22 protein-coding genes are annotated in these 24,168 nt (G+C 40.4%); all 22 read right to left on the bottom strand.

Annotation, left to right across the window (positions count from 1 at the left end; genetic code table 11):
* Window positions 1-205: 205 nt before the first annotated feature.
* Window positions 206-2,347, bottom strand: a complete 2,142-nt coding sequence (locus L6439_RS06690; RefSeq protein ID WP_213468915.1) for a stalk domain-containing protein — start codon at window positions 2,345-2,347, stop codon at window positions 206-208.
* Window positions 2,348-2,527: 180 nt separating this feature from the next.
* Window positions 2,528-2,800, bottom strand: coding sequence for a hypothetical protein (locus L6439_RS06685; RefSeq protein ID WP_120463222.1), 273 nt, complete (start codon window positions 2,798-2,800; stop codon window positions 2,528-2,530).
* A 4-nt stretch (window positions 2,801-2,804) separates the two neighbouring features.
* Window positions 2,805-3,317 (bottom strand): gamma-glutamylcyclotransferase family protein, encoded by a 513-nt coding sequence (locus tag L6439_RS06680; protein WP_120463223.1) that lies wholly within the window; start codon window positions 3,315-3,317, stop codon window positions 2,805-2,807.
* Between the two features lie 110 nt (window positions 3,318-3,427).
* On the bottom strand, window positions 3,428-4,399 hold the full coding sequence (locus L6439_RS06675) for an amidoligase family protein (protein ID WP_213468914.1): 972 nt from the start codon (window positions 4,397-4,399) through the stop codon (window positions 3,428-3,430).
* A 621-nt stretch (window positions 4,400-5,020) separates the two neighbouring features.
* The gene (locus tag L6439_RS06670) at window positions 5,021-5,176 is read right to left on the bottom strand and encodes a hypothetical protein (protein ID WP_213468913.1); all 156 of its coding nucleotides are present in this window, start codon (window positions 5,174-5,176) and stop codon (window positions 5,021-5,023) included.
* 142 nt (window positions 5,177-5,318) lie between these two features.
* Complete coding sequence (locus tag L6439_RS06665) at window positions 5,319-10,448, bottom strand: hypothetical protein (protein ID WP_213468912.1); 5,130 nt, start codon at window positions 10,446-10,448, stop codon at window positions 5,319-5,321.
* Between the two features lie 31 nt (window positions 10,449-10,479).
* A complete protein-coding gene (locus L6439_RS06660; RefSeq protein WP_213468911.1) occupies window positions 10,480-10,701 on the bottom strand; it encodes a hypothetical protein in 222 nt (73 codons plus the stop codon).
* 234 nt (window positions 10,702-10,935) lie between these two features.
* Entirely contained in the window at window positions 10,936-11,781 is an 846-nt protein-coding gene (locus tag L6439_RS06655; RefSeq protein WP_213468910.1) for a hypothetical protein, read from the bottom strand.
* 178 nt (window positions 11,782-11,959) lie between these two features.
* Entirely contained in the window at window positions 11,960-13,624 is a 1,665-nt protein-coding gene (locus tag L6439_RS06650; RefSeq protein WP_213468909.1) for a GLUG motif-containing protein, read from the bottom strand.
* 19 nt (window positions 13,625-13,643) lie between these two features.
* Complete coding sequence (locus tag L6439_RS06645) at window positions 13,644-14,234, bottom strand: hypothetical protein (protein ID WP_213468908.1); 591 nt, start codon at window positions 14,232-14,234, stop codon at window positions 13,644-13,646.
* 86 nt (window positions 14,235-14,320) lie between these two features.
* The gene (locus L6439_RS06640; RefSeq protein WP_213468907.1) at window positions 14,321-14,890 is read right to left on the bottom strand and encodes a hypothetical protein; all 570 of its coding nucleotides are present in this window, start codon (window positions 14,888-14,890) and stop codon (window positions 14,321-14,323) included.
* 563 nt (window positions 14,891-15,453) lie between these two features.
* Window positions 15,454-16,143, bottom strand: coding sequence for a hypothetical protein (locus L6439_RS06635; protein WP_213468906.1), 690 nt, complete (start codon window positions 16,141-16,143; stop codon window positions 15,454-15,456).
* Between the two features lie 4 nt (window positions 16,144-16,147).
* Window positions 16,148-16,978, bottom strand: a complete 831-nt coding sequence (locus L6439_RS06630; protein WP_213468905.1) for a hypothetical protein — start codon at window positions 16,976-16,978, stop codon at window positions 16,148-16,150.
* Entirely contained in the window at window positions 16,975-17,421 is a 447-nt protein-coding gene (locus tag L6439_RS06625; RefSeq protein ID WP_213468904.1) for a hypothetical protein, read from the bottom strand. The genes L6439_RS06630 and L6439_RS06625 overlap by 4 nt, the downstream gene beginning before the upstream one ends.
* 1,074 nt (window positions 17,422-18,495) lie before the next feature.
* Window positions 18,496-19,185 (bottom strand): HNH endonuclease, encoded by a 690-nt coding sequence (locus L6439_RS06620; protein WP_213468903.1) that lies wholly within the window; start codon window positions 19,183-19,185, stop codon window positions 18,496-18,498.
* A gap of 33 nt (window positions 19,186-19,218) precedes the next feature.
* Window positions 19,219-19,884, bottom strand: coding sequence for a hypothetical protein (locus L6439_RS06615; RefSeq protein ID WP_213468902.1), 666 nt, complete (start codon window positions 19,882-19,884; stop codon window positions 19,219-19,221).
* 22 nt (window positions 19,885-19,906) lie between these two features.
* Window positions 19,907-20,434, bottom strand: a complete 528-nt coding sequence (locus tag L6439_RS06610; protein WP_213468901.1) for a hypothetical protein — start codon at window positions 20,432-20,434, stop codon at window positions 19,907-19,909.
* 15 nt (window positions 20,435-20,449) lie between these two features.
* Window positions 20,450-20,671, bottom strand: coding sequence for a DUF5348 domain-containing protein (locus tag L6439_RS06605; protein WP_213468900.1), 222 nt, complete (start codon window positions 20,669-20,671; stop codon window positions 20,450-20,452).
* Between the two features lie 60 nt (window positions 20,672-20,731).
* A complete protein-coding gene (locus L6439_RS06600; protein WP_213468899.1) occupies window positions 20,732-20,914 on the bottom strand; it encodes a hypothetical protein in 183 nt (60 codons plus the stop codon).
* An 899-nt stretch (window positions 20,915-21,813) separates the two neighbouring features.
* Window positions 21,814-22,710 carry a DNA adenine methylase gene (locus tag L6439_RS06595; protein WP_213468898.1) on the bottom strand — a complete coding sequence of 299 codons (897 nt, stop codon included), beginning with the start codon at window positions 22,708-22,710 and terminating at the stop codon, window positions 21,814-21,816.
* Window positions 22,710-23,477, bottom strand: a complete 768-nt coding sequence (locus L6439_RS06590) for a hypothetical protein (protein ID WP_213468897.1) — start codon at window positions 23,475-23,477, stop codon at window positions 22,710-22,712. Before L6439_RS06590 ends, L6439_RS06595 begins: the two co-directional genes overlap by 1 nt.
* 310 nt (window positions 23,478-23,787) lie before the next feature.
* Window positions 23,788-24,102 (bottom strand): hypothetical protein, encoded by a 315-nt coding sequence (locus L6439_RS06585; protein ID WP_213468896.1) that lies wholly within the window; start codon window positions 24,100-24,102, stop codon window positions 23,788-23,790.
* Window positions 24,103-24,168 lie beyond the last annotated feature (66 nt).

The following is a 24,168-nucleotide window of genomic DNA, read 5'->3' as shown; positions in this document are numbered from 1 at the left end:
TCTCTTGGTCTTATAAATTTGCTCTTGCTGACTGTCTTGAAAATCATCTAATCTCCACAACATTTTGAAATTTTTCTAGTAACTAATTCCCATTCAAATCGTGCTTCGATCAGCATAAAAAAAGCAGTGACCCCTAACTGGGAGATCACTGCACACATAAAGAAAAGAGCCAGATGCTCAATGCATCTGACCCCAATATCGAGAATTATTCTGATTTAATGATTGCAATAAAATTTGTTTGATCCCAACTTACTTCGGCTCCAATAGATTCACTAGCAAATCTTAAAGGTACATAGGTTGATGAGTTATTAATAAACGGTGCTGTCGAAAGTGTAATCGCCTTGCCATTGACATACGCAGTCTTACTGCCGATTGTAAGCTTAACAGTAGTACTTCCTCGAACAATAGTCACTTCTTGCTTATCATTATTCCATTTCACATCGGAGTTGAGCTTTTCGAACACTCCGCGAAGTGGTATGAAGGTGCTGCCGCTAACGATCTTCGCGGGAGGACTCAAACTTACCAAATCTCCATTAATTGTTACACCGACATTGTCCTTGTTAAAGTTACCCGTGATTGCAGAAGTTGAACCGCTCGGTGGTGGGTTAACATCTCCACCTCCAGTAGGAGGGGGAGTTACGTTCCCATTAGAGCCGCTTGCTACAGTTGTGAAAGACCAAGTCTTGTTGAGAGTTTTGCCTGCATACTCGTCCTCATACAACGGCTTGTAATTGACAGATACCGTGTAAGTTTCACTGTTTTTCAAAGGTTGCTTAGTGTAGAAGAACCAATAACCCATGTACCATTCAGAGAAGAAAGGTACACTAGCGCCCTTACTATCTTTGATAGTTGCATCAATATTTTTAGTGTCTAGTACATGGGGCGGATAGAACGAGATAACATAGCCCGATCTTTCAATACCAAACTTTCTTAGCGGGTTAGGGTCTTCATCTGCTCCGACAAACGTTGTAGGTACATTCTTTTGACCATTGTAAGGGTACATCGAAATATCCGTTGTATCCGAACTACGGGTTTTTGATACCATTGCGAATTTCTTTCCCTCAAGTCCCACGCCTACTTCCGATGCGTAAGGATCTAGGAACGGTGTTCTGTGGTACGCCGTATTGACTAGGGTATCAATTGCTGCCTTTACAGTGGAGTTATTAACTGTAAGAACTTCAACTAATCCTTGAGCCAATTGAGAATCCCCACCTACCGCAAGTACTCTGTCCTTGGGCGTTACACCAGTGAAGCCCTTCTTACCCTCAATTTCATCATGGTCATAGGGATTACCAGCATTGAGGTATTTCGCATGGTTTTCAGCCGCTTTCGTAAGGAATGGGTTCAGCTTTACTTCGCTGAGTCCTGCATCCTTGCGGATTTTGTTGATGTAATCTAAGGCTTCTTTTGCTTCTTTTGAGTAACCATCATTTGAATTCGATACTTTATTATCAGAACCACTTTTAGATGAGCTTCCTGCAGTTGTGAAAGACCAAGTTTTGTTGAGTGTTTTTCCTTCATACTCTTCCTCATAGAGAGGTTTATAGTTTACTGACACCGTATATTTTTCGCCATTTTTTAGCGGTTCTTTCGTGTAAAAGAACCAATAACCCATATACCACTCAGAAAAGAACGGTACATTGTTTCCCTTGCTGTCCTTTATAGTTGCGTCGATATTCTTTGAGTCGAGTACATGCGGAGGATAGATTGAAATCACATACCCCGATTTGCTAATACCGAACTTACTCAACGGGTTTGGATTTTCAGCTCCAGTAAACGTTGTTGGTACATTTTTCTGCCCGTCATATGGATAGACAGAAATCTTAGTCGAATTTCCAAAAGATGAGTCCAGCATAACGAAATTCTTACCAACCATGCCAATACCAATCTCAGTAGCGAATGGGTTGAGGAATGGAACCCTATGGTACGCCGTATCGACCATAAGATCGATAGAGCCTTCTACAGTTGTCTCCGAATACGAAATAACCTCACTAGCACCTTTTGCTATATTTGAACCGCCAACAGCAAGAACCCTATCTTTCGGTCCTTCACCAGTAAAGCCTTTCTTGCCCTTTACCTCATCGTGACCTGTTTCTCCATTCGCGTCTAAGTATTTAGCATGGTTCTCTGCGGCTTTTGTAAGGTAAGGATTAAGCTTAACCTCATCCAGACCCGCTTCCTTTCGGATCTTATTCACGTGTACCAGAGCATCTTTAGCTTCTTTGGAATAATTGAAGTCCGCAGAAGTAATTTGAACTGGTTTTTCAGACTGCGCCGCGAGTGCGCCTTGACCCCCTAAAATAATTGAGAATGCAAGTATTACTGCTGTTAACTTTTTCGTTTTCATATTGACCTCCGATCTACAGGATTCGCTAAACTTTAAAAGAAGGAACTGTGTATCTGTCCCTTATTCCCACTCCATTCCATTTAGAAGGCATCATCTTCATTATATAAAGAACCAGAATAATAGTCTGTTGTATTTAAGTCACATCGATCCTACAATTTCAAACTCTCGCTACTTACGTGATTAATACTCATGCGGAAGCATGAATGTATAATACTTCATCTTCCCCTCATCGCCGTATACTGCCCAAACTACTTCTGAAAATAACTTCTTGTTGTCGATAGTGAGTAAATGACCGTCATTCCCATTCGTAACTACCGTTTTCTTCCCAACAGTCTTAAAAGACAGAAACTCTTCTTTGCCATAAAAGTGCTTGATGATTAATGAAATAACCAGTTGCCAATCCCTACAGCCAATCTCTCGAACCCCATGAGTCATTACTATTTGTAGGCTCAAACACTTACCTCCTCCGTCTAGCTGTTCTATAACCTTCATAATAATCCGTGTCCCTATAATCGCTTTTAATAGCTGCAACAGAAAGGGGGCGAACATCAATGTTGTTCTGTTGGTAGCCTTCAAGAATAGTCTCATAGTATATCCGAGTAGGCGCCGATATTGGTCTTGATTCGGCATTCATGATATAAACCATCGCTCCTAGTTCAATTGGAAGATCACTTTCATTAAACACGTCATTTTTTACACTAATCGATTCTAACTTTATCTTAATGATCTCTTTTCTGTAGAGTCCAACTGAAACGCCTTCATAATGATCTAAAGCGATTTCATCCCTTTCGGAGATCATCCACAACACAACAGGTACAAATAGTCCGATATGTTTAGAGATGGTGGCTACGCGTTTAAACACTAGCTCATGATCTTCAATACACCCAATCCCGATGATATACGCATCAGGACAACGCATCTTCATTTGCTTAATGTGCATATTGCTCCCGTAAGCTACATAAGGCTTCATACTCGGTACCTCCAATATCAATAGTTAGTTGGTAAGTTTACCTTGGATTACGATTGGTTGTACAGTGTTCAATAACGGTCAGGATCGCCCAAGAATACCCCGAATGGGGCTTACTGCGCTTCGACATCTGACAAGCCCCGAGCGTCATCATTCGTTGGCGGCTCCCTCCATGCAGAATTACCTTCAAGGTACTTAAGTAGGTGATGACGCATGGTTTTGAACTCATCACCAATACCACCAAGTCTGAGAAGCCATACACGAAATGAATACTTCTCATTCCCGTTGTCAGGCACTGTTACCCGACTGGTTGCTTTCTTTTGGTTAAGGGCTTGAGCCGCGATGAGCAAACTCAACTGGATACTTGCTTTCACTTTGCCGGCATGCAAAGTTCCATTGAATAAACGGAACTCCACTGTATTTAGTCTGCCGCTTAATAACTGGTGCAAATTCAATATCCGGTACCTGGAGTCGTTATATCGATCGTTTCGACGGAAGGGTAAAGCATTGAATCCGTGATACCAAACTTCTGCAAACTCCCCCATCGTCTTCGGCTTCTTTTTATTCAGCTTCTTTATAAACTCATCTGAAAGATCCAAGCAGTATCTGCGCCGATCCTGTCTGCAATCCAATGCCTTGGTCAGCAAAGATTGTTTTGCGTAGATAATATTACAAAGAGTTCTCAAGTTATTTGGGGAGAATCTCTCAGCTCCTACATGTACATGTAATCCGCAACTCTTGTTTACTAATGCGCCGCTTTCCTTCAATTCACGAATTAATCTCTGCAACAAGGGAATATCAGAATACCCTAAAACAGGGGATACAAGTTCACACTGATAATCATCCGATACGATTATTATTTCGGAGTTCTCTTGTCGTACCGCCTGAATGGATGCATCCTTAACGACTTTCCATATCCGTCCGGATCTATCCTTGATTTCATAAGTATCATGACCCCATCCACCAATTTGTGTTGGTCTGCCTGTATCGAAGAAATCCGCAACAACATGAGCTGCCACTGAACGTTTTATCCCTGTAAATTCTAATTCAAAACCGAATGATAAACTTGTGTATTCAACATGCACTCCCTGAGCCTCCTAACCAACCATAATTAACTGGTTAGTTATGTAACTTTTCTCAGGTTTGAAGTTACTTTTTGACGCACTTTTCATAGGTTTTTTGAAAAAATGTTGAGCCTAATTTATCTAAAATCAAAAATAAAGATCACCTTAGTGGCTCTTCGCTATACTGCATGGATAAAGATACGTTTATTAGGTTGATAGAGCGATTTGACATGGAGCCTCTGCGGGCATGAGTACTCGCGAAAGCCGCGAAGCATAAGGACTTCGCGATGCTAACCAGCTTATCATGCCCGCCACTCCATATAAAATCGCAATCTATTTAACCCACCTCGAGTAGCGAAGAGGCACCTTAGTGAAAGGTGATCACTTTGAAAGCTATAGTAAAACCCATGCCCCCAATGCCCTTAAACGAACATCAACGGGAAATGCTGACGAATTTCTGTATCACATTGATTACAAACTATAAAGTTCTTCTCTCCAGTGCCGATGAATTTAGCCTGAATCTGATAATTTACATCAGGCATCACGTTTTCAGGTAAGAAGCTGCCGTGGCAAACTCCACATGATCCGTGTAGTATCATGTAGCATTCCACGCAAAGTGATCCAAGATCATGAGTCATGTGATTAAACAGTACTTCCGCCTTGCGGGAACAGAATGAGCAACACTTCATAAGAATCATCCTCCAATTGGTTTTTGAAACGCAAAAAACCGCAGACTACGCCCATTAAAAGGCTTGTCTGCGGTGCTTCCGCTTCCAAAGAATATTTTGTTAATTCCAATATACCCCATCTGCACACAAAGGACAAGATATACCGTTTCATCGAGTTGAACGATCTAAAATCATCTTTAACTTCGGGAGCGAATATAAAGAGTCACCATAAATCCCTTAGCTGGCTGTTTTTACTACTTCTCGAATTTCTTTTACTGAGTTTGTTTTGGCTTTTCAACCTTGCCAACAGAATCCTTAACTTGCTTCCCTTCTTCCTTCCTATCAGTACTCCCTGCTCTTCGGGATGACAGATCATCAATATAAGTCTCAAACTTACGATCCTTCTCATTAGGTAGTACGGCATTATTCAATTGTCCATCTCTGCCTTTCATCGAAGGGAAACTCTTTTCATTACCATCTAAATGACTCAGGTTAGGCTGACCGTGGTTATACATCATTCCTTTTCCGAATCTTGATCTCAAACCTGAAGGCTTATTACCACTATTCAATTCACCATTATCTGCATTCTCACCTTTTGTACCGATCGCATGACTTAGAGCTCCATCAAATGTCCTGCTCATCGATGAATGCATGTATTGTTTGAATGCAGTCATTGCACCTACTGCAAGCCCTACAGTTGCAAAAACAGTTGAAATCACATGCGACTTCAATGATGAGATGAGTAACTTCGCAATTTTCCAAAGGATGAAGACGTACAAGACGTCAACAGCCACCATTAATAACATGACTATCGAAGGATCGCTAACTCCGAGTGATGGCGTTCTTCCTCCAACATAACCCGTTAACCCTTCACCCATAAATAGTGAGATCACAAATGCAAATCCAACACTCGCTGCTAAGAAGATCAGAGATGGTATAAATAGATTCTTACTAAGTGTTCTTATCAATCTCTCAGGCGGAACCAGCACACTTGATAAGCAGATCGCAAGAGTTAAAAACAGAAGCAACAGCAACACGAATAACTTTGCAACTGGCACAACGATGACAGCCATCAAATCACACAGAATTAAAAGTAATCCTGAGAATATCGACGTCTTTTCAAGAACCCGTGCGTACAGGTCTTGATCGTCCATTAGAGCTTCGCCAGTAGAATTCATCAGGATCAGCCTCATGAAAGCATCGTAATTAAAGTTCTTTAGCTCAAAATTTTGCGGGTACAACGTACTACTTTCTCCAAGTAGCCTATTTTCAGAGAACTCGCGATTAAAGTTGAAGGTCGCCATCATTGCTGCTGCCGTAATAAGAACCTCATTGTCGAAATCATGATAATTCGTCAAATACAATAAGTCTTTATATGTTGAGTTTAATGTGGACTGAATACGCCGCTCCACATCAGTAAGCTGAGAGTAATTATACCCCTTCGCATGCATATCTGCCTCAGAAAAGATCATCGGTCTACCGGCATCATCATATGCACCTGGGTTAGCCGTATCAGCAACGTACACTTTCTTATTGGCAATCGGAACTTGCTTTCCCATTACGTCGAGGGAATAAATCTGGTCGACCCAAGGTGAGTATAGCTTCCAAACAGCTTTTAAGTCTTCTTTACGCTTTGCCTCTTCATTAAATTTTGCCTTCATCGCAGGATCGGAAGGCTCTATTGCGTTTTTGAAGTTAAAGGTATCGACACTCTTCCCGTTCGTAGCCGTCCACCTGTATACGTAGTCATTTCCTTGATACAAATAAGGAATCACGTAAGTAAATAACCCCTCAAGATCGAGGAAATCCCTCATTGAATTATTTACCTTCAGGTCATCACTCGGCGCTCTGAAAACTTCTTTAGAAAGCAATGCTGCTTTGAAATCTCCATTCACATTCGAATATCTACTCTGCAATGCATTGTAGAAGTAATAAAACGGACTTTCAGTTGATAACAGGAAAGCTTCGGAATGCTCATCTGTCGCGGCACGTAATCCTGCATTGGAGTTGATATCATTTCGGAAAATGGCTTTTGAAACATCGGAACTATTCAAAGCCCAATACCTATAGCTCTCCTCCATTTCAGAATTATCGGTGACTGATAGTGTTGCACTTGATTTTATTAACTGATCTTGTTGATCTGAATATTGAACTTTCTTATTGTCGTCCAATAAAGACTTAAATCTGTACTCAGGGAAAACGAAGGATGACTCTTTAGCGTTTAATAATTTGTTGGCAGCCTCATTTCTTGATACTGCTTTTTCTGAAATTTTGGAGTACGAATTTTTGGCTGCTGTAGCTATAGCGTTATATGGTCTATATAAGTAGGTGACCAGTGGATCATTGAAAACATATTCCTCTTGGTTAATAAAACTGCTGAATAACCATCTAAAAATATTCAGATTTTCATTTAACGTTTGAGTTATTTTCCCTTTGTTAAACATATCATCGAAAACATCATCTTTCTTAGGCGACATCCATTTAACCCGAACTCCAACATCTGAGGAATATGCCTCCCTTGCTAACTCCATGTTTTGAGCAATAATATAGTTTTTCTCATCATCCATAAGCTTTACATTACGCATAGAAGACAGTGCTTGCTGATGCTGAGTAATTGCCCAATAATTAAACCTTCCAGAGTATAGCTTATCTCCTGCTGTATTTGATAAATTTACTACACTTGAGATGAAGAACTGAGGAATTATCAGTACGAAAGCCATTACGATGAAGATTAATACCCCTTCTCTAATAGAACGCACATGTGTTATGACCATTATTATCACGATCATCGCAACAAATAAGATCAGTAACAAGTATATTGACATGTAATCGTCCAGTAACCAAGAAGTTATAGGTAACTCCGTTAAACTAGGCGTATTGATGTAACCAACAATTGAAGCATATGATTCGTTTCCGCCTGCGCTCACACTTAAAATATTTCCAATCCACGAACCGGTAATGCTCCTATGGGTGGATATAATCCAACTGTCTTGTGCAGATTTGATCAGCTTATCTCTATACTGATTTGGACCGTCCGAGAGAAGACCATAAATCTTCTTAACGATATCTGTTTGCATTTCCTGCATTGTCTTCTCTTCGGAAGCCACAACCCCCGATCCTCCGATAATTGTAACGAGGTCTAATCCTCCACTCATCGTATTCAATATAATTGTTGGTAATAAGTCATTCTCAAAACGTTTGCTATCCCATTTTTCCTCACCAGTTTTACTGTCTTTACTCTTTTCTATGCCGAGCAGTTGCACCATGTAACCCCAATAGATACCTGGGTAGTTATTGACATCATTCATGATTGCAGTTCGAGTAGTATATTTACCAAGAACGCCGTCAACTTCGGTTCCAGCGTACATGTTGCTCTTTAATTTCTTGGTAAAGGTACTATTCATTCCAAATACTCGATACACCATAGAATTATAGAACAGGGTAGAAATTGCATTTTGTCCGTTTTTCCCGACAACCTTCTTACTCGATCCTTTGACAGTATCATGCCCAACGATTTTGCCGCCATTTCCTGCCTGAAAAAGACCAGCACCATTAAATTCAAAGTAAGAATAATCATCAAATCCGTTATATTGTTTAAAGAAAGCACTCTTTCTTATCGCAATTGAAATATACCCCAGAAAAGAATCATATTCTGTTAAACCAAAGCTAGTTGGAGATATAAGTTTTGGTTGGTACCAGTTTGATCGTACTAGATTATCCTCGACGAGTGTCGATGAGGGCAACAAATTATATACGAAATTATTACTGTCGAATTTCAATAGCTTTAGCGCAGTGTTAATTGTATCAGGATCATCGGTACCAAAATCCCCTGAATCCAAAAAGCTCTTTAACGCTTTAAACTCAGCAGAAGTTGGACTTACTGTTTTATTGGTCGTATTATCTTGAAGCCATTTCACTAAAAAATCTACTTCATCCTGTTCGTCACCTGAACTCTTGCTATCATAGTAATAATGAAGAAAGGCGTTGAAAGGTGACGAGAAGTAAGAGCCTTGATAAAACTGATATTGACCCGATACTTCTTTGGCGAACATCTTCTGCCTCATCAACAAAGCATCGTCATCGGTTTTCCAATCACCTTCACCGCCGCTGGCTCCAGTCGGTACGTTGAAATAGTACATATCGTCTGCTAACTCATCCAATGAAAAAACACTGCCACCGAATAAGTATTTTGACAAAGTATCCTTCTGATCACTGTTGAGTGCTTCTTCATCTACAAAGTATTTCTGTCCATTGGTGAATTTACTTGCATCAATAGTCAGAAAGATAAACGAGTTGTTATTTGAAATTGTACTCGATTCAGCTTGAATAAATTTCTGAACATCCTGATACGGATTAGAGATAACCTTATCACTGTTCATGATCAATGTGTCTGAGTCACCTAAACTTCTAAATGCTGAACCTCCTGATAGCTTTGTCATACTGGAATGCGATTGAATACCAAAGATACTCAGCATATTATTTCTGTTCATCGTGATTTCTTCCTTTGACCCATTTGTAAAATAATCCTTGATATTATAGTAAGGGGTCATGAAAGGCTTTCCGTCTAGAATGTTTTCCGTAATATTAACTATACCGCCCATAACAAAAACGTTTGCAACTGGAAACTTACCCCCATTAGCAGTTTTAGAAAAGACTACTGGATTTAATGCTGCAGGAAGAATCAGTACATACTCTTCTATCGCGACATTATCGTAAGCCCCCCAAATGTTACCTAATCCATCGATATACATGGCGGTTAAAGCCCTAAGTCCTTTCTCCTTATCCAAAATCAACTCTGGCGAATAAGAGAACAGTACTTGGATAGCTGCGTGTGTTGCTTTATCATTCAAGTCCATTACAACATTGTCGCCTGAACCATTCTTCGCATATATTTTTCGATTCGTGTCTACTCCTGCCAGTTTGTTATAAAAATCTTCTCCTGACATTGGAAGTGACCCATCTTGAGGAACGGACTTAAACAAACCGAAGGATGACTTTGAGGATTGAAATACTTCCATGATCGCATTGTATAATTTACTGTTTACGTTGATGATCTGCTTATAGTTATCAGGTGAACCAAAGAACTTATTGCTCACTATCCTTGGAATGGTGTCTTGCTTGTCTGCCGAATCATCGACCATATCACTTAATTTTGTCTTCCCTGGAACAAAGAAATTTGATAAAAATACCCCGTACACCATCAATTCATCTCTGGAAACCCTGTCTACAGCAAGCTCCGTTCTGTCTTTTCTGAAGAAGTCAATCATCGAACGTGCCATAGCATTTGGGGAGTCAGCTGAAGGACTACCGACTGCAGAAGCCGAGTTTAGTGGTGTAGATGCTATTAGAAGAAATACGGCGATAAGCGCTGCTACAAATCGATTTATCCGCTTAGGTTGCAACCTTTCCACCTCCATCCATTTCCCTTTATTTTTATTTTGATTTTGAAGCTCGCTCCTCAGCCCAGTGCTGAACTCGATCCAACCATGCAGTTATTTTCTCTAAGCGATTTAGCCACTTTTCGGCTCGGATCATCTTTTTCTGAAACTTTAAAAACTCCTTGTCATCGAATTCTTCTGAATGCGTATCCGCTTCGACACCTTCACCATGATCAATAACGAACCCATTGACCTGACTGCTCTCAATACCCCTCATTCCCGTCATCTCCTTTTCAGACAATCGTTTTATTTATGTGCTACTTCTGTAATCCTTCTGCAAAATCAGATGTCGAAGTTGTGTTAATCTCAAGGGTCAAAGATAAGTATTTCCGGGTTTTATGTGTTACAGGGTGATAAATGAACCACTGGAGGATTCTTAACTCGACGATTTCGATATTGCTGCTGCTTAGGCAAAAGAAAAATCCCCTCATGTCATGAGAGGATTAATGTGTTATACAACTCCGCTTACTAAACTCAGGAGCCATGCTATAAGTCCGCCAAGCTCTCCGCCGATAAGATAGAGCAGACAGAGCGAAAGGATAATGTAGGTCAGAACCCTTCGTTTAAAGTAAAGCATGTACGCATTTTTATAACTGCCTGTTGACTTTAATGAAGCTTCAACTTCCCTGACAGTAGAAATAGCATCATTGCTAATTCCGAATGGCTTCTTTCGCTCTTTATTATCTGCCTTCAAATCCATTGATTCTCTTGCTACAGGTAGTCCGATGTAAAACAAATCAGCAATCGATGTTGCAATCAGATATATTGTAAGTAAGATCGCCCCTATGCCGAAAACTACTCTAATATAAGGCAAGATCGGGTTGATCCATATCATTGCAGTATACATATCTGCTGAAGCACTCTCCGTAATCAAAGGGATCAATATCATTGAAACTTCATTATTCAGAGCAGACATTGAACCCAATATTACTTGTTGTGTTTGATCCGAGACTGCCGATCCCTGAAGCACCTCAACGAATTCCCTTAGCACTCTTTTCCGCGATTTTTCAGTTGCATCCTGAAAATTGGTATTGTTGAATTTTACCGTTCCGCTCGTACCATCGTAGACCAGAAGCCGAGAATCAGGATGGTCTCCTGTGTTAGCCTCAAAATCAAGGTTAAGACGGCTTCCTGCATTCCCTAATTTGCTCCAAACGTCTTGCATATGCTTCTTATCTCCTGAAGGAATCTCGATAGATTTTATATCTGCATCTGCCGCGGCGACTACTCCAGAAGAACTTAAGCAGATGAATACGGCACAGATAATTAGAAATGAGACTCTTACCTTTAATTTCACTGTATCAACCCCCTGCGGTTTGAACATCGGAACGTGATCTGTACGATCATGTCACTAGTAGCTTATAGTTGTTGTATGGTTTATCTGGTAACAACTCTTGAAATGAAAATGCTATCTGCAAATGGCAATAAAAAAAAATCCCCTCTGGAATTGAGGGGAGCTAACGACTTACTCAATATTAACTTGCTAGTCCAACCCGAGCATACATTGTATAGTCAAGTACTTTTGATTGTTTAAACGCCATACCGTGTTTCCCATCCAAAGCAAATACCTTTGTACCTTGCTGATCGATCCTCACTGTATCAACCACTGAACTCGGTGCTTCTGCAGTTTCTGCTGGCGACCAGTAGGTCTTGCCATCAGTTTTAATTCCAAGAGCAATTTCAGTTTCGGATTTTGAAGTAGGAAGCTTACCCCAATCTGTATACTTATCAGCGTCGACAACCTTAGCTGTCGTTCCTTCTTTGGACTTGAACCCTAAGAATGCGATCTCTATAGGCGAATTTGTCTGATTCTCTATATTGAATGGAGCACTGATAAACGGATCAGTTTCTGAATTAGTCTTGATTGCGAAGCTCAGTGTAGTAGGAACGGTTACCACAATTATCGATGCTGATACGCTTCCAGTAATATCAATATCTCGACCTGATTCAGGTTCTGAATTACCTTCATCCCCACCGCTTCCCATCAATGAAAATGTAGGGAAGCCGTTATTGGTGTTACTCGCTATTAACCATTCAGCCTCTAATGCACCTCGGTTACTATTTAACAATAGTGCAAAATCGGATGATTTCATTTCAACAACTGTCTTTGCAGTTGTCACAACATTGTCGCTACCGACCCCAAGCTTAGGATTTTGAGGAACGTTACTCTCTTTTATGTCGCTGTCTGAGTTCCAGTAGGATGACGTGATCCTTCCATACCCAGGAGTATTAAATCCAGAAAATCCGCCGATTTCACCTTCTCCCGAAAGATTTCCTGCAGCATAAGAGTTAGAAATAAATCCGCCATTTGCTCCTACAAAACCGCCCACTCTGATTCTTCCTGTTACATTTCCAGTCGCATAGGAGTTCCGAATGTCTGAATAATTATATCCCGTCATACCACCGACATTTTCGCTGCCTGATACACTTCCTGTTGCAAATGAATTATAAATTTGACCCCCGCTATTATATCCAACCAAGCCTCCAATAAAACTGTTCCCTGTGACAGTAGCTGTTGAATACGAATCATAAATTCTACCATTATTATCACCGATTAAACCGCCAATTCTGTCAACACCTGACACAATCCCAGTTACGTATGCATTTCTCACTTCTCCAAGAGTACGCCCGACTAGACCTCCTACGTTATCCTTCCCTGAGATGTTCGCATTTTCAATACCCACATTTTTAACAGTAGCTAGGGTACTCAATACCCCGAATAAGCCAACATAATCAGATGAAGACTTATTGATCGTTAAGTTACTAATCTTGTGATTCTTACCATCAAATGTCCCAGAAAACATTTTCGATTGGGTACCGATTGGGGTAGGCTCCCAACCTGATGCATCAATATTCTGAGATAACTCCAAAAACTCATTAGCGAATGAATTACCTGAGTTAACTTGACTAGCGACCCATTCCAAATGAGTTACTGAACTAATCGCATATGGGTCACCTTCTGATCCCGAACCTGAAGGAACCACTGGAGCTGCGTGAGACTTCATCGGTGTAAACGATGTAATTACCATGAAACTGAACATTGACATAACGAGAAGCTTTGCAATGGACTTCATTCTCTTCACCATCCAATTCAAATTTTCAATCAAAGTAAAATGTGACGGGATATAAACTCCCGCCACGATTCGTTAACTCCATATTTTAGTTTTCAGTCAGTGCAACTCTCGTATAGAGCTTGTAATTCAAAGTCTTAGCCGAACCCCATGCGTTACCGTGTTTCGCATCTACCATAATGTCCTCTGTGCTGTTCGGTTCGAGCTTGATTGTTCCGGCTACAGTTGATGGTGTGACTCCATCACTTTCGGCAGGCGACCAAATAGTTGTCCCATTTGATACCCCCTTAATACCGAGGGCGATTTGCGATTCTGTAGCTGCTTTACCTAAGCCCTGCCATTCCTGATCAATATGCATCGATTGATCTACAACCTTAACAGATGTACCTGGCTCAGAAATAATACCCAGAATCTGAAAATCAATTGGAGCATAAGTGCCATTAGTTACCGTTGCAGGAACGGATGTGAAAGGAGCCGGTGAGTTCGGATCGATGGCGAATGCTAAAGCTGTTGGTGTTGTTACCACAATAATAGTAGAATCGGCGGTACCTGATACGTCAATCGTAGATCCGTTCTCGGGATCGATCGTTTGGTCTGCCGCCGAAGCAACAGCTGAACTTAACGGCATCGTCATCAACATTGCACTAACTGTGAACTTCTTGAGCATTGATTTCATCATTGATTCTGCCTCCTGTATTTGTTTTAGGTTCACTTCTAACTTTTTGCTCTTGATTATTCAAGAGGTATCGAACCAAATTGGCATTCCTAGACCCCCTTAGATTTATTAACTGCTTGAATCGCAACCTCAACTACACCAATGATATTGTCCTGATAAACCTCGTTATACCGGACGATCAGCTTGTTTACGTCCTCAGATAGCACCTTGGAAAGCTCTGCACTTTGGATGTATTGCTTTGGTTTTAATAATGGGGAAGTGTAGATGACTTCTCCCGCGTCTACAATTTCGAAGTAGCAGTCCACTGAGTTCTTTTCAGGATTGGCAACCATCAGATTCAGTACATTGCTTCCAGTTTCAAAAGTGGCTTCCGCATTAACTGCAGTAGTAAAAAGTGAAGCATCTTGTTTCTTCTTTAAATACTCTCTAATTTGCTCGTCCGACATATTCGGAAGGTCGCCATCAAGTACTTCACCTACACCTGGTCTTGCAATAGGATCATTGCGTTCCACTGGAGCTACGGGATCAGAAGAACAACTCCGAATAATCATCAATAAAATCGCTATGAGAACAACAACTCCAACGATTAAACTGATCCTCGTTTTCTTCTTTGATTTACTTTGATCTTGATCAGAATTCTGTTCCTTATCATTGCTCACCTTGATCATCCCTTTCATATCTGTATTTGGTTCCCTCCATCATCCTTTGTGTTTCAAGAGCAATCATCAATTACTATTGCAACTATAGATGAAGTGTTCTTTTAGAAACTTCCTTAAAAGATCCCATATGCAGTAAGGAGGGATCTGCATATGGGCAAGGAAAAAGGATGATGAAGGGTTGGAAGTTGACTGTCGAACTAGTAACCAGCCCGCCAATTAACTCCCACTTACAATAAAATTGATCAGCTATCCGCTCCTGAAATTCATTGGAACTCGAAAGTGATTTTCTTATTTTCCATAAAAGAAAAAGTGCATCATACCCCGAAGGGAGATGCACTTGAAGATTTAGCAACTAATGTGTGTTATTGAGTGGGATCAGTTTCATGCTATTGAAACATACTCGCCAGAAGTAAACACAATACAAGAGTGTCGCTTCATTATTATTTGCGGAGTAATCTTCTACTCTTAAATGGATGGATATTCTCGGCACTAAGCAGAAGAACGATCATATAATGAACGCCCTAAAATATATAACTCCGAATAATTACCCTTAGTCAGCTTCATTAAAAAACAAATCTTGACATGTGTTGTTCATGTTCGATGTTCTCTACCTTCATACCACTGAGTATAGCTCGGAAGAAATCAACCGGATCATAAAACAAAGTGGTCATTACTTTACAGGATCTTGTTTTTGCAACTGGAGGAAGCATTTGTTTCACTTCAGCAAAAGCGAGTTCCCATTTATCCGGCTTTACGACCGCTATGAGCAAGCGATTAAAGGGATTTCCACTCTGGAGACAGTATCTTGCTATTGAGGTAATTGATCGTAGCTTGTCTCCTGAAGTGCTATCAGGGGATAGATAAATTGCATATATCCCGATACCTCCAAGGAAGTGTTCTCCTGAAAAGAACTTGAATTCACGCGAACAATCGCAAGTTCCTGGGGAACGGTACGAAGTGTCGAAATATAAGCAGTTTACAGCCGATACCGTACTGATTACCGTGCTATCCGAATAAGCGAATTGATCGACCGTTGACTTCCTCTCCACTATTTCTGCAAAGCTCTCATCAATATATGGACGAAAGGCTGTTATTGAAACAGAATATGCAAGCCTTACCCAGTTCTCATCTCGATATGGAGCTGCCGCTAACTCACTCATTTCATCATATTTCAATTGTTCAAGGTTGGTTTTGAGGAAATGAACAGAAGTATCAGCAGGTAATTTGTATAGCGGAATAGCCTTTAAGTGCATATTCTCACCCCTCCTTAGAAGCCAACTCAAGCCCTGAACCGGCATCATGGAATATGTGTTGTCTCCGTACCTCATCGAGTGCTTTCTCGACTTGATACTTGTTACTTATGGGTTCACCATTGTCCGTCGTACTGAATTCTCCATTAAATAACTTCAAGATAGCTTGGCGTTCAATGGCTACTTTCTCACGGCTATGATGCCCATTCTCAAAATACGACTGAAGAACCTTATCATCGCCTGCTTCCTCAATCAATTTCTTAGAATTATCCGAAATCAGATAGAGAATATGTGCCAATTTCTCCTGATCACACTCTTCAATCGTGTTTTTCATTCCATGTTCTGTTAGAACATTTAAAAAACGAATCTCAGAACTACACTCCTCTAGGGAACTGAACATTCGATACTTGGGTTCGGGCAAATACTTTGCAGCTTCCAGCAAGAAAAACCCCTTTGCTGATTCGTTTAATATCCCTGACCTGAAAATTCTTAATGCCTCCGATACCTTATTTTGAAGTATCATATCGATGGTCTCTTTACCGACAAGTGACTCCAACTGCCGCGAAACCCGTGATACCATAACATCAATTGAATTACGAGATGTTCCGAAGTGGGTCGCTGTTTCCTGATAATCATATTTGGATCGAAGGAAGAAGGAGAATTTTTCCTTTACACTCGGTCTTTTAATGTAATTCATCTGCTTTACAAAGTTCACGATCTCCATCAGAGCATCCAATTTACTTTGTTGGATTTGCGTTGTATGTGAGAAGGGGTCGCTCTCTGGCAGTTTATTTTTAACTGTAATAATTGCATTCTCCAGCTTCTTTGGGAAGATCACATAAACACGCCCTTTCTCTCCTTGGCATTTTGTATAAATTGATTCATTATTGCTACTAACTGCTCTACGGATGTAGCGGAAACTATTGAAGCAATAGTCTGATCACCCACCAAAACTCTGAGTTTATTATCAAAGTAAATGATCTTGGATCGTAATGAGTCAGTCGTTATGCCGTACTTCGCTGCCTGTTTTGAAGAATTTCTGCCTGTGCTTTTGTTTATCCACATCTCGTACCTTAGTTTTGACTTCTCACTTAGATTGCTGAGTTCTCCTAATGATAAAATAATAGTTTGAATGGTCTTATACTTCTGAAACTCTAACTCCCTGTCTGCATCATTGAACTCCTTCGACTTTAGATTTTTCTCGATTGTCGAAACAGCTTCAGTTATCTGCCACCACAACATTTTCTTTGGCTGATCCATTCGATCAAATCCTTTCTTCATGTAATACTTTCGCCTGGTATTCGGCTAAATTGGCGTGAAACGACATAATAAAAGCATCTTTCGTTAATTCCATACCGACTTACTTAAATTAGCCGCATATCGGGCTGACGTAAGTCCTCTGATTTTCTTTTGAAATGAAAAACCCTAGAGCCAGAGAGGAAAATCAGGGCTAAACTGAAAGCACAATCTGAATTTAAGTCAGTTTTGAGAAAGTGAGCTTGTAAGTACTGTAATTTTGCTTCATTTTCAATTCCTGAATGCGATCCTATTTCGTGAGTAAACCGAAATTATCTCAAGATTATTTTTGTTGCTGCACATTGGTTCGGATTAAATCAAATTATGTCAGGAAAGAGTAGAGGGATATTAATTCAACTGACGAGAAATCAACAGTTTTCCGAAGGGTTGGGAGGAATATGGTTCTAAAAGGTCATGATTCAACTCTGGATTATATTTTTATTTCGACCTATCTAATAAACGGATCAGATAGAGACACACTAAAGCCTCGATTAAGAACATAATTTAGGGAACGAGTAGTCTAAACAAATCTTAGAACTGGTATTTGATGTGACAGCATAATAAAAAGACCCAGCTCTTCATATGCGTTTCTGACTCAGTTTTTGAACTGCTCATATCTTTTATAAAATTGTGTTCGGCTGGGTATATCGGCTCGACACTATATAAGGCTTCTGTTCGTTCCTTCTGAATCCACTTCGCCTTGTATAAAATTTCTGTTCGCTGTTCTAATTCCACTTCGCTTATTTATTCAATTTCTGTTCGGTTGGATAACCAAACTTCACTGTTTATGAAAAGTGGATTCGCTCTTCTAAATTAACTCAGTTATTTTCTCAGGAATTCATTTCAAATATCCCGTTCTTAAGCTACTCTTAAAAATCAAAGTTTTAATTAGAACCACGATAAAACCTTCGCGGCGGTGCATGTTAGTCCAGAATTTCCGATAAAGTTCGGTCAATACCCCTGAGAGGATAAAAATAGCGAGATCTCTGGATACGAGTCTCGCTACACTATAGACCATTTTCTTAACATTTAACTACTTCTCCTAATCATTCGTATATCTTAACCACACTGCTCATCTTCCGATTCGCCTAAACACCATTCAGCAAATACAATTTCTCCGTTACGAACTACTAACATTGGACGTTCTCTTAGATATTTTTCGTAATGTGTTTTATTATACGATCTAGTTCCGATCTCTAAGTTATCCAGTCGGCAGTTAGTTGGGTCACCATCAATATGATTAATATCAAATATCCGACCTTTTTGCCCCAGTGCATTGATTGCCATTTCCGATCCGAAACACATTAGAATGACCAATTGATGTATTCTGGGAATAAAATGTCCCCTCTTCCTAGTACCAAGTTTTATGCATTTGTATTTGTTGTTCCCTCCTGCTTTAGAATAGCCATTCAATAAAAAGCTTCTGTCAGTGGGATAAAAAACCCCATCTTTATAAACAACAAGAGATTTCTCTTTCTTAGCAAGTATCAATTTATTTTCCTCATATGTTGCTGAGTAGAGTCGATTGTTGAACCAATATGCTTCCCCGCTCTCCGGATGTACAAGAATTGTATAGTTTTCATATGTTGTCTGGGCAACTCCTGGAAAAACTTCAATTGCTCGGTTATATGCATATACCATCTTTTTCTGGCTCGGTTCCCACGAATGTCTAATTTTGATTTTCCTGCCGAGACATAAACCAGTTGATTTATAAGTTATGCTTCCATTCTCCATGTTAGTTATGATCACTTTTAACCCCTCCTCAACTATGAGTTAATCACATCAAGACAATCCAACAGCATCAGCTGCCTTTTTATTTGTAATGATATACCCTACTAAATCCCTCAGACTGTGTTCTTCCAAGTAGATGATGACTTTCTGAATCATGCTTGGGTTGGTAAACGACTTGAAACACTCTTTATCTTGCGATACAAGCGGCAGTCTGCTAAAATCGTTGAATTCTTCAATCAATCTTCCAAGATAATCAATATCTTTTGATCTTCCTGTTCTTAAAGCAATTTCTATAACCAATCGCAACCACTTCTTCTTATGGTTATAGATCTCGATTTCCACCAAATCAAACACAGCCTTTATTACTTCATAATCTGTATCCAGTGATTCGAGCCATCTATCGTTATCGGAAAAGTCCTTTACTTTAAAAACTGCTTCCGATACCCCGCCTTTACGACCGGCTTCAATTTCATCAACCGTCAGAATCGGAACCTCCTTGCTGCTAATAGCCATTTTTGTATTTTTCTCAACCACATATCCAAATGCGCCTACTTTTATGGGTTGATCCAAATACCCATCAACCGTTTTAACAAAACCTTCGCTTATCCCTAAACTTTCAAAGCGACTGTAATGGGCAACAGGCTTCTTCTTAGATACTACCGATGCTCCAGCATCCCCAATCTGCTCTTCTGTCGGATTCACACTAAAAGTTATCACCTCCAACTCTCTCCTTTCCAAATTAAACCCTTAGTTCAAAAACTTTTTTCAGCTCACGAAATTTATCATAGTTGACGGATAATTTCTTGGCTGCTTCTAAGCCGTTAAATTCCTTATTTCGATATCCCGTATAGACTTCAAGGAAATTTGAAGGATAAGGTTGAACAGGTCTTCCTTGGCGACTTTGTCGTTCCCGCTGTATTTTCTCTTTTTCCTTTATAAACGTTTCTACAAATGAGAGCATCTCGAAACCTTCATCCGAAAGTACACCAGAACTGACTGAGTTCAAAGGTGCTATCTCAGCACCAATATCACGCAAAGTCACCATTAATGAACGTAATTCCGCTACGGTATCTGCCAGTTCACTCAACTTCCGAACAATAACTTTGTCGCCATCCATTAGGTTATCGAACATTACTCCAAGCGAATTACCTAGAGTAACGCCGTATTCGTCAGCCAAATCAATAAATACCTTATCTGCTTGGGCTTGCTGCTCGAACTCTTCGATCTCCTGTTTTCTTTGACAACGGATATAGGCAAGACGTGCCATATTTTTACCCCTCTCTTATACATTAACCATGTACTTAGTTCCTTTTCTTAAATTGAAGTTGATACCTTGAATGACTACATACCATTCATGGTCTAGTTCAAGCCGACATGGAACTTGATCACCACAAATGTAAAGCTCAAAACCTTCACCGCAATGCATCCAGCATTTTTTATCATTGAGAATCACATACCACCGATCTGCATCAGCATCATATTGCATAGGAACTTTGTCTGCCATGAAGTTCACTCCTCTCGTTTCATCGTGTTCTTTTACAGGCTTCACGTTAACTGTTGCAAATTACAAGATTAAAAGCACGGCTAAGATCCCAATTACTGCCGCTTCAATGATTAGTGCATATCCGGCAATGTTTCGATGAGTAATCGGCACTTCTCTATTAAAACCAATCTTCACAAGTTCCAAATTCAGAAGTACAAATGGCAGAAACAAAACAACCCCCAAAACCATCAAAACTGTAAACATCTTCATCATCCTCCCTAATTCCTCTTTTTATTTACTTAAATTTACTTTTTAGTAAATTTAATACTTTTAATTTGTTGTGAGTATAGCGTAGATTTAACGGGTAATCAAGTCATTTTTACCGATTTTTCAAAGAGTTTTTTACCGCCCAAAAGCCCGAAAACCCTTGGTACGACTGGAAAAACGAGAACCCCTACAGAGCGGCAGGGCGACAACCGAGCAGGACGCGCTGAATGCCCCTGTAAGCGACCGAAAGGGCAAAACTAAGGGTAACAGACCTGCCAAGGGAGAGGGCGGCTATAAGAGCCGATTTTGACCGCCGAGCAAAATCCGCCGCTGTAGGGAACATGGCGACCGCTATTGGAATAGACTTACATTCGGAGAAAGTTGGGAGTTACGGAAAAACAGGATCATAGAATATCGATCCGATATGTTGATTAAATCGGAATTTCATCGCCTTCTTCAATCGAACAAAGAATCCCCTCGAAATCCCTTCTTCGTCGTTCTTACTGACAGCTTTCGACACGACTTGCTAGAAACCCGCGCCAGATAAGGGGTGAAGTGTGTTTTAACATATATCTCGCGGTAGTTCGTAAAGTTCTCTGCTCAAAAAAGTGTGTTTATAGAAGGTGTTTGCGACAACATGCTGTCAGTTACAGCTCTCGTAATTCAAAAATTACGCCCAATTTGTTCCTTTAGGCATAGAGAAAAACACTCTCAGCGCAGATTGCCTGGTCGAGAGTGTGGTCGAGAGTGTGGTCGAGAGTGTTTTTCTGATCGTTACTGTATAAGACTGTCGTTATTGCCGTTCTCAAGGGTTATTAAGCCAAATCAAGATAATTCAACAGAATCAGCATATTTCGAGTTATACAGGTTGGAGGGATGGAGGGAGTTCAATCCTTCTACTCGGCATTATGTGTCCATTCAAGAACCCATTCAGGAATTTTGATGTTACTCCAAATATATTCGGCAATCATTTTACCTGTCCCTGAACTCGGGACGTGAACCATTCCAACGAAATACCTGTAAAATCCATTCTGCTCAAGTCGACTATAAACATCATTTTTATACCCACTTACAATAATTTTGTTCTTACATTCAGGTGACGTTATGTTGTCGATCATTAATTCATGATCCTCTTTAGTGAACGGATGGACATAACCATTTGTAGCTTTTGTTTTCTTCCGATTACCCATCTTCCCCTCAACAGCTTCTGTGGTCAGATATGGGGGATCTAGCCACACAAGAAGGTCTTCCCGATGCTTATACTTATGGAACTGTTCTTTATAATCTCCGCAGTAAATCTGAACGTCACCAATGATTTCATCGAAACCTACCAACTTGTCCAGACTAGAAAGAATTAGTTTGGTTCCTACGTTTGCTTTGCAGAAATTCTGCCTATTTGTTGCCCTGCTATGCATGGTAACGATATACGTCAAAGCGCCTGAGATAATTTCATCGGTTTGCTCATCCAGCCTTATTTCACAAGCTGTTGTAAAGCGCTTCTCAGTATCAACATAATCCGCCAGCTCCCAAATTGAATCGATTATTTGATCAGTCTTGTATGGGTCTTGCAAGCATTTGAAAAACGCGACAACCCCTCGATCGATCTCATTAGCCAGTTTGAACTTAATCTGGTCACAATCAAGGTGGAGGAAAAGCCGATTACCACCCATGAAATAATCGGCTGCTCCTGTCAAACCATATTCTTCAATGCAATACTGGAATATCTCAACCATTCGATCAATGATCTGCGATTTTCCGCCAAGGGTCGGGAACGGATCTGGTCTAGTTGCCATTACGCTAGTTCCCCCTTGAATAAAGATGGGTCAATACGAATCATGAAGAATTTTACTTCAACCCCTTTTGACAAGGTGCGTTCAAATGTGAATGCCTCCGACTTCTTTTTCTTTTTGCCTGAATTCGGAATCAGAACCCCAAGAGTATGCAAAGCATCAAGAATTTGATTGTACTCATTGTCATTCCTGACACTGAACAGACTCCTAAAGTCTTCGCGCAAAAACGCAATTGTCAGAACGCCTTCTTTGTCGACAGGGTACTCTACATCAAGGATTGCTCCTTCATGTTCCTCCGAATTAAAGGTGTTGCTGATCTTTGAAGGGAACTTCTCCTGGTTTTCCTGAAAGTGCCGATAAACAAGTCGATAATGCTGCAGGGCATTCAATGACCCCAAATCAAATGGAACATACACATCGATACAGTCCATCAATTTCTGCTTCTTTTCCATGATCATTCCGTCAGCAACATCGACAAAGTGCTTAATGTAACTGCGCTTGATGAGAGCAATTGAACCAAGGCTCTTAATAACCAGATCCGTCTGCTTGATATCCCGCAAGTCTTCGAGTAGATAATAGAACTTCTGACCGTCCAGTTTACAAGTAACTTCCACCACGTTCTTTTCACGACCGGATGCTGACTGCCACCCATAAAATACATCGACGCCCCAAATGAAATCGGCTTCCTTGGCGGCACTCCCTTTGAACTCTTCAATCTTTTCATCAATGCTCTGAACCCCAATTGAAACCGACGAATCTTTCTCATTCATACCGCTTACCTCCAAGTGATTGAATTTTAATCACTTAGAAGCTGTTGACTCTTGAATCATGTGTTGAAGTTAAGTTATGTAAGCCCCTTGTCGTCCCAACTCCATACAAATGCTTGTAAATAATAGTTGTGCGAATCCCATTCAAAGGTTGGAGGGATGGCGGGGAATCAAAGGAACCTTATCCTGCTTGAAACGATTAGTAATAACCTTCTACAGGAACCCCATTAAAATCGAACTAAACAATCGAACGCTTATAAAATAATCGTCCCATAAAAAGAAGGTGCCGATTTTCTCGACACCCTCCACAAAGTTAAAATAGGTTTTCGGATAGCTTCTTGTACTTCTCCACGATCATGTAGACTTCCTGATGTGGACTGTACATCTCCACATGGAGCCGGTCGAATACTTCCCTGATTTCGTAAATTGCCACTTCTACTGGCATGTTCTTCGTAGAAAAGAATTCCTCGATTTCAACAAACATCTGTTCAATCAGCTCCAGCACTGGCTCATCAAAATCCCAAGGCTTCGGATCACTGAAGAACCCTTCATCCTTTTTAACCGTGGGAACGACTGGAACCGCCCACTTGAATCTGGCATACAACGACAACTCGGATAATTTAGCCATAACATCACCTCATTTCAAGAATGGTAGAAAATAAATGTATCTACTATAACTTGAAACGTTGGTGAA

This window comes from Paenibacillus dendritiformis (assembly GCF_021654795.1).
GTDB lineage: Bacteria > Bacillota > Bacilli > Paenibacillales > Paenibacillaceae > Paenibacillus_B.
The sequence above is the reverse complement of the archived record's forward strand: the minus strand, read 5'-3'. Positions and strand labels throughout refer to the sequence as shown.